The following is a 10570-nucleotide window of genomic DNA, read 5'->3' on the forward strand; positions in this document are numbered from 1 at the left end:
GCGCGGGGGGGCGGTCTGGGTGGGCCGGTCCGCCGGGTGCCGGACCCCTCAGGCAGCCCGGCGGACCGGTGATCTGGGTCGGTCCCGGCGCTGGGCGCCCGGCGAGACCGATCCGCAGCTGCGGTTCCTTGGGAGTGGACGCCCGGGGGACGGGGTCGAACTCCGATGGTGGCGCCGTGGCCCGGGGGACGAGCACGGCGGCGGGGGCACGACGGGGAAGGCGCGAAGCTGCCCTGGCTCCCACCACCCGACGCGACGGCTCCCGCTGTCGAGGACCTTCTTCACCGTAACCGATCGTCAACAACTTTGGAAGCGCTCCCATCACCGACGTTCAGGGCCGACGTGAGCGTCCCACCACCAGCCCCGGGCACCGCCGTCACCCGCACCGGGCGAGGACGGCTCACCCCTCCCGCCGGCAGGATCGGACCCCGGCGGGCCTGCGGCCACGGTCGTCGGCCGGTCCGCCAGACCGACGTACCGGAGGAGGGACAGATGGCCATCGCGACGATCAGCCGCACCGACCAGGACATCCAGTCCGCCGTACTTGACGAGCTGACCTGGGAACCGCGCGTGCAGCCGCACGAGATCGGGGTGACAGTGGACGAGGGCGTCGTCACGCTCACCGGGCGGGTGGACAGCTACGCGAAGAAGTGGGCCGCCGAACGGGCCACGCACCGGGTCGCCGGGGTCCGGGCGGTCGCCAACGACGTGACCGTCCAACTGCCCGGCAACTCCGAACGCGCCGACCCCGACCTGGCCGCCGCGGCCGGCCACGCCCTGGAATGGGACGCGTTCGTACCCGTCGAGAAGCTCCAGGTGACCGTCTCGGCCGGCTGGGTGACGCTGCACGGCGAGGTCGAGTGGGAGTACCAGCGCCGCGCCGCCGAGCGTTCGGTAGGTCGGCTGACCGGCGTACGCGGGGTGAGCAACGGGATCACCGTGCGCCCGGCCGCGCCGGCGGACGGCCAGAACATCGCCGACCGGATCGTCGACGCCCTCGCCCGTGCCGGAGCCACCGAAGTCGAACGGATCACCGTGCGGGTGCACGGCGACACGGTCGTGCTCGCCGGGCTGGTGCACTCGATGCCCGAGCGGGCCGAGGTGGAGCAGGTGGTCTGGTCGGCGCCGGGCATCCGGGAGGTGCAGAACCACATCGCCGTCGCCCCGGTGCTGCACTGACCGCGTACGCGGAACCACCCGGGGCGGGTGAGCCGGCCTCACCCGTCCCGGACGCAGGCTGGGGGCATGAGTGATCCGAACGGGCTGATCCAACCGGGGAACGCCGCGCCCGGCTTCACCCTCGCGGCCACCCCGGACGGGCACCAGATCGGGCCGGAGCAGTTCCGTGGCCGGCCGGTCGTGCTCGCCTTCTATCCCGCCGACTGGAGCCCGGTCTGCGGCGACCAGATGGCGCTCTACCAGGCGGCGGCGCCGGTGTTCGACCAGTACCAGGCCGCGGTGCTGGGCATCTCGGTGGACAACATCTGGTCGCACCGGGCGTTCGCGCAGGCCCGGGGCATCGAGTTCCCGCTGCTGGCAGACTTCGAGCCCAAGGGTGAGGTGGCCCGCCGCTACGGCGCGTACGCCCCGTGGGGCGAGGCGCAGCGGGCTCTGGTGGTGATCGACCAGAACGGGACGGTGGTGTGGAGCTACCTCTCCCCGCCGGACGTCAATCCGGGCGCGGACGGCATCTTCGACGCGCTGGACCGGCTCGCCCAGCAGGGGGTGATGGCGCGATGAGCACGCCACTTCAGGTCACCGCCCGACTCCGGGATCCGGTGACCGCCGAGGACCACGCCCGGGGGCCCGTCGGCGCGCCGGTGACAGTCGTCGAGTACGGCGACTTCCAGTGCCAGTTCTGCGGCGCGGCGTACCCGAACCTGCACGAGATGCTGCGGCAGCGGGCCGACAGCGTACGCCTGGTCTATCGCTACTTCCCGATCGCCAACGTGCACCCGTACGCCGAACGTGCCGCCGAGACCGCCGAGGCCGCCGCGGCCCGGGGCCGGTTCTGGGAGATGCACGACTGGCTCTACGAGCACCAGGACCAGTTGGATCCGGTGCACCTGTCGCTCGGCGTCGAGCAGATCGGTCTGCCACCGGACGAGCTGGACGCGGAGGTGCAGAGCCGGGCGCACGCCGACCGGGTACGCCGCGACTTCGTGGGCGGCATCCGCAGCGGCGTGAACGGCACGCCGACGCTCTTCGTCAACGAGGTCCGGCACGAGGGCGGGTACGCCCTGCCCGACCTGTTGGCCGCGGTGGACGCCGCCGCGAACGCCTGACCGACCGACGGCTCAGAGGAGCCGCAGCTCGCGCGCCCGCCGGACCGCTTCACGCCGGCGGGTCGCGTCGAGCTTGCGGTAGATGTTGCGGACGTGCGTCTTCACCGTGTTGACCGACAGGGACAGCTCGCTGGCGATCTCCACGTTGGACAAAATGCTCTGCAGGTACCGCAGGATCGTCAGTTCCCGCTCGGTGAGCGGCTCGTCGAGCGTTCCCGCCGGTTCGGTGGGCTGTCGGGTCGGGGCCTGGCCGGCGTCCCGCACCAGGTCGCTGACGAGTGCGAAGTGGGCGGTGCCCGCGTCCAGGTGGGCGGCCAGCAGATCCCGTACCGGCCCTTCGGCACGGGTGAAGACCCGCCGGCAGCCCTGCGGACCGGCCAGGTCGAGCACCTGTTCCAGGATTCGACCGGCGCGTCGCCCGTCTCCGCCCCGCTCGGCGAGGACCGCGTCCAGCAGGCCGGCGTCGAGGCGTACCGTCAGGGGCCACGCCTTGGCCTGCGGCGCCTGCCAGTCCGGCAGCGCCCGGCCGGCGGCACCGGCGTCGCCGGACCGCAGCTCCAGGCGTGCCAGGCCCACCGCGAGCGCCGGCTCGGCGGCGTCGCCAACCAACAGCTCGCGGGCGCCGTCCAGGTCACCCCGCTCGGCCCGCAGCTCCGCCTCGGCGGCCCGCAGCAGGGCTACCAGTTCGGCGGCGTCCGTGAGGTCGGCCAGCGCCTCCCGGGCCCGCACGAGCAGCCGCTGGCCGGCGGCCGGGTCGCCGGCGTCGCCGTGCAGCCGCGCCCGGCACAGGGCGGCCACGGCCGCCGCGACCGGCTCGCCGTTCTCCGGCTCCGAGCCGTCCGCGCCGGTCGCCGGGGTGGCCAGGGCGAGGTTCGCGGCGGCCTCGTCGGGCTGGTCGCGGTGCAGCGCCACCACGGCCAACGCCAGGTACGCGTACCCGCAGTCGAGGCGGCAGGACCAGCCCCGGCAGGGCGGCATGCCCAGCGCGTCGCGGGCCGCCCGCTCGGCCGCGCGCAGTTCGCCACGCACCGCGAGCAGCAGCGCGGAACGGCTGGCGTCGACCAGCTCGGTGCGGGTCCGACCGGCCTCCCGGGCCGCCGCCCGGGCCCGGACGAACCGCGCGGGGGGCAACGCGCCCGCGGCCAGCTCCACCAACCCCAGCGCGGTACCGGTGAACGCCCGCAGGTCCGCGTCCTCGGCTGCGCCGCCGCCACCGCTGGTCGGCGCGGCGTCCGGCGGCAGCCGGGTCGGGCTGGCGCCGGCGGGACGGGTACGCAGCAACCGGGCGGCGGCGGCCCGAGCCTCCACCGGGTCGTCGGCGAGCCGAGCCAGAGTCAGCTCCAGCGTGGTCGCCAGCCGCAGGAAGCGGTCCCGGCGGGGCACAGGCAGACCACCGGCGTACCCGGCGGCGGTGCGCAGCTGGTCGGTGGCGGCCGGCAGGTCACAGGCGTACGCCCGCTCGGCGGCGCAGGCCAGGGCCACCTCCGGGTCGGCGCGCAGCACGTCCGGCGGTGGGGACGGCGGCGGCGGAGCGCCCGCCGTGTCCCGGTCGTAGCGGGTCAGCTCCGGCCAGTGCGCGACGAACAGGTCACCGGCCAGGTCCCACCGGCCGGCGACCAACGCGTGCCGCAGACCGTCGGCAGGGCGTCCGCTGTGGGCGTACCACTCGGCGGCCCGTACGTGCAGCTCGCGCAGCTCGTCGGCGGGCAGCCGGGCCAGCTCGGCGCGGAGCAGGTCGACCAGCAGCGGTTCGCAGCTGTACCAGGGTGGGCGGCCGTCCTCCCGGTGCAGCACACCACCCGCTCCGGCCAGGTCGGCCAGGGCCCGGCCGGCGTCGGTACGGCCGGTCAACGCCTCGGCCAGGTCGGCGCAGACCGTGTCGGCCAGGGCGGTACGGCGCAGCAGGTCCCGGTCGGCCGGGTCGATCGCGGCGAGCACCTCCTCCTGGAGGTAGCCGGCGATCTCCGGCTGGTCGCCGCCGAACTGCCCCACCCAGCGTTCCGGGTCGGACTGCCCGCGTACCGCCAGGGCGGCGATCCGCAGCGCCGCCGGCCACCCGCCGGTGCGTTCGCGCAGCCGGTGCACCGCGCTCGCCGGCAGTGCCGCGCCGTGCGCGGTGAGCAGGTCGGCCACCTCGTCGTCGGTGAAGGCCAGCTCGTCGGGGCCGATCTCGGTCAGCTCGCCGGCGAGGCGGAGCCGGTGCAGGGCCAACGGCAGCCCGGCGCGCGCCCCGACCACCAGGCGCAGCCGCTGCTCGGCGTGCCGCAACAGGAACTCCAGGCCGGTCAGCGCCGCCGGGTCGGTGATCCGGTGCAGGTCGTCCAGGACCAGCAGGACCGGCCGGTCCGCTCCGGCGAGGGCGGCGGCGAGGGCTTCGAGCTGGTCGGGGCGGGGCGGCCGGTCGGGCACCGGACCGTCGTCGGCCGGACCGGTCGCCCCCCGCAATGCCGCCGCGAGGTACGCCCACAGCCGTTCGCCGTCGTCGCCGGTCTCCACCGACACCCACGCCGGCTCGGGCCCGACAGTCGCCGGCGCCGCCCCCGCGTCGGGCACCACCGCTTTCGGCCCGGTCTCCTGGGCGTCGCCGGTCAGCCGCACCCACGAGGAGAGCAGTGTCGTCTTGCCCCAGCCCGCCGGCGCGGCGACCAGGGTGACCGGTCCCGCGCTGCCCTCGTCGAGCCGGCGCAGCAGGCGGGGCCGGGCCACCACCGCCTCCGGTGGAGCGGCCGGCGTCAACCGGGATGCCAGCAACGGCCGGTCCCCTGAGCGCCCCGGTGCCGTACCCACTGGCGCGTGATCCTGCTGTTCCGGCACCCGGCTCCACCCCCAGCGACGCGTCCCACCCCCGGTCGGCGAGCGGTTACCCGACCGGGACGGGTTCACCCCTTCCGGGCGAGCCCGCTTCACCCGCTCGCGACCGACGATCGGAGAACGTGGACCGGGAGGACGGGTGGGACCGATGCGACGGCTGACGCCTGTGGGAACCGCCCTCGGCGGCTCGGCGCTGGCCGGGGCGGCGCGTGTGCTGCGCGTACCCCGGCGGCATGGCCGGTCCGGCGCGGACGGCGACCCCGCCGCGGCGGGCCGGTGGGAGGTCGTGACGGTGGACCGGCCGCCGGATCAGGTGCTGCCTGGCGGTCGGTGGCCTGAGCCGCTGCGCCGCCTGGACGGCGCCGTCGAGGTGCGGGTGCGGCCCGCACCGGGCGACCGGGGCACCGAACTGGCGGCCCGCCCGCTGACCGGGGCCGCCCCGACCGTCGGGCTCGCCGCGCACCTGGTCGGCGACGACCCACGGCACCTGGTCCGCCGGACGTTGCGCCAGGTCAAGCAGCGCGTCGAGACCGGCGAGGAGCTGCGCGCGGACCGCTCCGCGCTGGACCGACCCGAGGCCGGCGGGTGAGGGCGCTGTGCTGGGTGGGCGCGGACCAGCTGGCGGTACGCGAGGTGCCGGACCCGGAGCTGCGCAACGAACGGGACATCATCGTCCGGGTCCGTCGAAGCGCCACGTGCGGCGCCGACCTGCCGTTGTTGGCCGGGCGGGATCCGCTGCTGCGCAGCGGTGACGTGCTCGGGGCGGAGTTCCTCGGCGAGGTGGTCGAGACCGGCCCGGGGGTACGCCGGCACCGCAGCGGCGACCGGGTGGTGGTCGGCGCGGGCGTCGCCTGCGGCGGGTGCTGGTACTGCCGTGCGGGCCTGCACGCCTGCTGCGACAACGGCAGCACCGAACCGGCGAGCGTGGACGACGGTTGGGGACGGTCGGACGCGGGCTGCTTCGGGCGGCCCCGCGCGGCGGGCGGCTTCGCCGGCGGCCACGCCGAGTACGTGCGGGTGCCGTACGCGGACGTGACCGCCGTGCGGGTGCCGGACGTGGTCGGCGACGACCGGGCGCTGTTCGCCGCCGACGCGGCACCGACCGGCTGGCTGGCGGCCGAGCTGGGCGCGGTACGGCCGGGTGACGTGGTGGCGGTCTGGGGCGCCGGCGCGGTGGGCCAGTTGGCCGCCCGCGCGGCCACGCTGCGCGGCTGCGCCCGGGTGGTGGTCGTGGACCGGCACGAGGAGCGGTTGCGGATGGCCGAACGGCACACGGGCGCGGAGCCGCTGAACTACCGCCGCACCGACGTGTCGGCCGAGTTGCGGGACCACAGCGGTGGGCGAGGACCGGACGTGTGCGTGGTGGCGGTCGGCGAGCCGCCGGCCCGGTCGGTGGTCGACCGCTTCGGCGCCCGGGTCGGCGACCGCCCGGACGCCCTGCGCGAGGCGGTGTACGCCTGCCGCAAGGGCGGCACGGTGGTGGTGCTCGGCGGGACGGACGGGTTCGTCGACGCGTTCCCGCTGGGCGCGGTGACCGACAAGCGGCTCACGGTGCGCGGGGCCCGGCGACCGGACCTGCGGGACGTGCCGATGCTGCTGGACCGGATGGCCCGCGACGAGTTGCGGACCGAGCATCTGGCCACCCACCGGCTGCCGCTGGAGGAGGCCCCGCGCGGGTACGCGCTGTTCCGCGATCGGGCCGACGGCTGCGTCCGGGCGGTCTTCAGCCCGTGACCGATGAGCCATCGGCGCCGGCGGATGGCAGACTCGCAGGATGGCTGGGGAGCGAACGTACGACGTGGTCCTGTTCGGGGCGACCGGGTTCACCGGAGGGCTCACGGCCGAATACCTGGCCCGACACGCCCCACCCGGGCTGCGCTGGGCGCTGGCCGGGCGTAACCCGGACCGGCTCGCCACCGTACGGGACCGGCTCGCCGCGATCGACCCGGCGCTGGCCGACCTGCCGCTGCTCGCCGCCGACGTCACCGACGCCGACTCGCTGCGGGTGGTGGCCCGCGACGCCCGGGTGGTCGCCAGCACCGTCGGCCCGTACGTGAGGCACGGTGAGCCGCTGGTCGCCGCCTGCGCCGAGGCTGGCACCGACTACCTGGACATCACCGGCGAGCCGGAGTTCGTCGACCTGATGTACGTCCGCCACCACGCCGAGGCCGCCCGCACCGGCGCGCGGCTGGTGCATGCCTGCGGGTTCGACTCCATCCCGCACGACCTGGGCGTCTGGTTCACCGTCAGGCATCTGCCCGCCGACGCGCCGATCACCGTGGACGGCTACGTCCGGGCCTCGGGCCGGTTCTCCGCCGGCACGTACCATTCCGCGCTCACCGCGTTCTCCCGTACCGGCCAGGCCAGCCGCGCGGCCCGCGACCGCCGGGCGGTCGAGCCGCGGCCCACCGACCGGCGGGTCCGGGCGGTGCCCGGCCGGCTGGCCCGCTCGGCGGAGCTGGGCATCTGGACCGTGCCGCTGCCCACCATCGACCCGCAGGTGGTGCGCCGCTCGGCGGCGGCCCGCCCGGAGTACGGCCCGGACTTCCGCTACCGGCACTTCGCCGCCGTGAAGCGGCTGCCGACCGTGCTGGCCGGCGGGCTCGGCCTCGGCGCGCTTGTCGGCCTGGTGAAACTGCCGCCGACGCGGCGCTGGCTGCTCGGCCGGCTCGCCTCCGGGCAGGGGCCGACCCCGCAGCAGCGCGCGGCGGCCTGGTTCCGGGTCCGGTTCGTGGGCACCGGCGGCGGTCGGCGGGTGCTCACCGAGGTCGCCGGCGGCGACCCGGGCTACGACGAGACGGCGAAGATGCTCGCCGAGTCGGCGCTCTGCCTGGCGCTCGACGAGCTGCCACCGACCGCCGGGCAGGTCACGCCGGTCGCCGCGATGGGCGACGCGCTGCTGGACCGGCTGGTCCGGGCGGGGCTCACCTTCCGGGTACTGGAGGAGACCTCGGTGGAGCGCTCGGCTTGACCCTCGACCGGGTCGAGGGGGCAGGATGCCCGCGTGAGCGACCTGCACAGCATCGGTGAGCTGGCCCGGGCCAGCGGCCTGACCGTCAGCGCGCTGCGCTTCTACGACTCGGCGGGGGTGCTGGAGCCGGCCATGGTCGACCCGGTGACCGGCTACCGCTGGTACACCGACGAGCAGATCGCGCCGGCCCGGCTGGTGGCCGGGCTGCGCCGGATCGGCATGCCGGTGCCGGAGATCGCCGCGGCGGTACGCGCCGAGCCGGCGGCTGTGCACCGGCTGCTCGACACGCACCTGCGCCGACTGGTCGACGGGCTCGCCGACGCCCGTCGGGAGGTGACCCGGCTGCGGGCCATGGTCGACCCCGCCCGGCCGGTCGCCACCACGCTGCTGCTCTCCCCCGCCGAGCTGGCCGCCGCGGTCGACGCGGTGCGCTTCGCCGTCGGCGTCGACCCGGAGCTGCCGATGCTCTCCGGTGTGCTGCTCGACGTGGAGTCCGACGGCGTCCGGCTCGTCGCCACCGACCGGTACCGGCTCGCGCTGGCCCGGGCCGGTGCGCACGTCGACGGCCCGCCGGCGCGGGTGTTCGTTCCGGTGGATCTCGTCGACCGGGTGCGCGCGCTGCTCGACGCCGCCGACGCAGGTCCGGTGCGGCTGACCGTGACCGGCACCGATCTGCGGGTGGTGGTGGCCGGGCGGACGCTTACCGGAAGCGCCCTGCCGGACGACTTCCCGGACTACCGACGGCTGCTGCGCAAGGCCGTCGGCGAGCGGCCGGCCGCGTACCGGATCCCGGTGGACGTGGCGGCGCTGCGCGCCGCGCTGGCGGACCCGGCGGCGCCCACGGTGGCCCGCGAGCACGGCGGCGAGCCGCAGGCGGTCACCGTGCTCGGCCTCGACGACCACGGCGGTCTGCGCCTGCTCCCCGCCGACGAGGCCGGCACCGAGGCGGTACGGGTGGGCGTCAACGGCGGCTACCTGCTGGACGCGTTGAACGCGGCCGGCACTGCCCAGCTGGTGCTGGAGTTGGACGGGCCGGTCGCCCCGCTGGCCGTGCGGCGGACGGACGACGCGGACACCTTCTCCGTGCTGATGCCGATCCGGCTGTAGAACCGGCCTCGTCACTCCCCGTCCCGGGCCGAAAGGGGCACGACGGTAGCATCTGGTGGTTCACCTGTGACCCCGGACGGAGGCGTACGGAGCAGCATGCTCGACATGGAGTTGATCCGGAAGGATCGCGAGGCGGTGGCGACCGCGCTGGCGAAGCGTCTGGATCCCGCCGAGGTCAACCGGGCCCTGGACGAGATCCAGCGGCTCGACCAGGAGCGACGCGCCCTCATCACGGAGATCGACGCCGAGCGGCAGCGCCGCAAGGCCGAGGCCCGGGCGTACGCGCAGGCCAAGCGCGCCGGCACCGAGCCGCAGGTCGCCGCGCCCGAGGCCGAGCGTAAGCAGCTCGCCGAGCTGGAGTCCCAGCTGGACGAGGTGCAGGCCCGGCTGCGCGACGCGATGAGCGAGCTGCCCAACCTGCCCGCCGACGACGTCCTTCCCGGCGGCAAGGAGGCCAACCGGGTCGTCAAGACCTTCGGTGAGCCGCCGGTGATCGACAAGGTCCGCGATCACGTGGAGCTGTCGCGGATGCTCGGTCTGGTCGACCACGAGCGCGGCGTGAAGCTCGGCGGCTCCGGCTTCTGGATGTACACGGGGATGGGTGCCCGGCTGGAGTGGGCGCTGCTCAATTTCCTCATCGACGAGAACGTCAAGGCCGGCTACGAGTTTCTGCTGCCGCCACACCTGCTGCTCGACACGGCCGGCTTCGCCGCCGGGCAGTTCCCGAAGTTCTACGACGACGTCTACCACCTGGACCGGGAGTCCGCCCCGCGCGGGCAGTTCCTGCTGCCCACCTCGGAGACGGCGATCCTCGGTGCCTACCAGGACGAGATCCTGGAGACGTCGAAGCTGCCGCTGAAGCGTTTCGCGTACACGCCGTGCTACCGCCGGGAGGCGGCCGGCTCGCATTCGGACGAGCGCGGCACCGTGCGGGGCCACCAGTTCAACAAGGTGGAGATCTTCCAGTTCACGTTGCCCGAGCAGGCGGACGCGGCGCTGGATGAGATGGTCACCCACGCCGAGAGCCTGGTCGAGGGGCTGGGCCTGCACTACCAGCGCACCCTGCTGTCGGCAGGTGACGCGAGCGCGTCGATGAAGAAGACGCTCGACATCGAGGTGTGGATGCCGAGCACCGGCAAGTACAAGGAGGTGTCGTCGGTCTCCTGGGCCGGCGACTACCAGGCCCGCCGGGCGGCCATCCGCTACCGCGAGCCGGGCGGCAAGCAGACCCGCTTCGTGCACACGCTCAACGGCTCCGCCCTGGCGACGAGCCGGCTCTTCCCCGCCATCCTGGAGCAGTACCAGCAGCCCGACGGCAGCGTCCTGGTCCCCGAGGTCCTCCAGGGCCGCCTGGGCACCGACCGCCTGACCCCCCGCTAACCCCGCACTCCCCACG

General features: G+C 75.3%; 9 protein-coding genes. 8 read left to right on the plus strand and 1 reads right to left on the minus strand.

Features of this window, described 5'->3' with window-relative positions; genetic code table 11:
• Positions 1 to 492: 492 nt before the first annotated feature.
• From FHG89_RS31125 to FHG89_RS31135, 3 genes are all read left to right on the plus strand, one after another.
• A complete protein-coding gene (locus tag FHG89_RS31125) occupies positions 493 to 1179 on the plus strand; it encodes a BON domain-containing protein (protein ID WP_139587955.1) in 687 nt (228 codons plus the stop codon).
• A gap of 66 nt (positions 1180 to 1245) precedes the next feature.
• Positions 1246 to 1740 carry a redoxin domain-containing protein gene (locus FHG89_RS31130; RefSeq protein ID WP_139587956.1) on the plus strand — a complete coding sequence of 165 codons (495 nt, stop codon included), beginning with the start codon at positions 1246 to 1248 and terminating at the stop codon, positions 1738 to 1740.
• On the plus strand, positions 1737 to 2285 hold the full coding sequence (locus tag FHG89_RS31135) for a DsbA family protein (RefSeq protein WP_139587957.1): 549 nt from the start codon (positions 1737 to 1739) through the stop codon (positions 2283 to 2285). Before FHG89_RS31130 ends, FHG89_RS31135 begins: the two co-directional genes overlap by 4 nt.
• Before the next feature lie 12 nt (positions 2286 to 2297).
• On the opposite strand, the gene FHG89_RS31140 is transcribed toward FHG89_RS31135, so the two are convergent.
• Positions 2298 to 5168 (minus strand): winged helix-turn-helix domain-containing protein, encoded by a 2871-nt coding sequence (locus FHG89_RS31140; protein WP_425280247.1) that lies wholly within the window; start codon positions 5166 to 5168, stop codon positions 2298 to 2300.
• 76 nt (positions 5169 to 5244) lie between these two features.
• Here FHG89_RS31140 and FHG89_RS31145 point away from each other — a divergent pair, with 76 nt between their 5' ends.
• The 5 genes from FHG89_RS31145 to serS all read left to right on the plus strand — a co-directional run bounded on the left by FHG89_RS31145 (position 5245) and on the right by serS (position 10554).
• Positions 5245 to 5685, plus strand: a complete 441-nt coding sequence (locus FHG89_RS31145; protein WP_139587959.1) for a hypothetical protein — start codon at positions 5245 to 5247, stop codon at positions 5683 to 5685.
• On the plus strand, positions 5682 to 6830 hold the full coding sequence (locus FHG89_RS31150; RefSeq protein ID WP_139587960.1) for a zinc-binding dehydrogenase: 1149 nt from the start codon (positions 5682 to 5684) through the stop codon (positions 6828 to 6830). The genes FHG89_RS31145 and FHG89_RS31150 overlap by 4 nt, the downstream gene beginning before the upstream one ends.
• Before the next feature lie 40 nt (positions 6831 to 6870).
• Positions 6871 to 8067: a saccharopine dehydrogenase family protein gene (locus tag FHG89_RS31155; RefSeq protein ID WP_139587961.1), complete on the plus strand. Its 1197-nt coding sequence runs from the start codon at positions 6871 to 6873 to the stop codon at positions 8065 to 8067.
• A 42-nt stretch (positions 8068 to 8109) separates the two neighbouring features.
• Positions 8110 to 9174, plus strand: coding sequence for a DNA polymerase III subunit beta family protein (locus tag FHG89_RS31160; RefSeq protein WP_139587962.1), 1065 nt, complete (start codon positions 8110 to 8112; stop codon positions 9172 to 9174).
• Between the two features lie 96 nt (positions 9175 to 9270).
• Positions 9271 to 10554 carry a serine--tRNA ligase gene (gene serS / locus FHG89_RS31165; RefSeq protein WP_139587963.1) on the plus strand — a complete coding sequence of 428 codons (1284 nt, stop codon included), beginning with the start codon at positions 9271 to 9273 and terminating at the stop codon, positions 10552 to 10554.
• Positions 10555 to 10570: the final 16 nt, after the last annotated feature.

The sequence above is a fragment of the Micromonospora orduensis genome (assembly GCF_006228125.1).
Classification (GTDB): domain Bacteria; phylum Actinomycetota; class Actinomycetes; order Mycobacteriales; family Micromonosporaceae; genus Micromonospora; species Micromonospora orduensis.

Coding starts and splice junctions, on each gene's coding strand:
- FHG89_RS31125 (WP_139587955.1), top strand. CDS start 493: ATGGCCATCGCGACGATCAGCCGCACCGACCAGGACATCCAGTCCGCC.
- FHG89_RS31130 (WP_139587956.1), top strand. CDS start 1,246: ATGAGTGATCCGAACGGGCTGATCCAACCGGGGAACGCCGCGCCCGGC.
- FHG89_RS31135 (WP_139587957.1), top strand. CDS start 1,737: ATGAGCACGCCACTTCAGGTCACCGCCCGACTCCGGGATCCGGTGACC.
- FHG89_RS31145 (WP_139587959.1), top strand. CDS start 5,245: ATGCGACGGCTGACGCCTGTGGGAACCGCCCTCGGCGGCTCGGCGCTG.
- FHG89_RS31155 (WP_139587961.1), top strand. CDS start 6,871: ATGGCTGGGGAGCGAACGTACGACGTGGTCCTGTTCGGGGCGACCGGG.
- serS (WP_139587963.1), top strand. CDS start 9,271: ATGCTCGACATGGAGTTGATCCGGAAGGATCGCGAGGCGGTGGCGACC.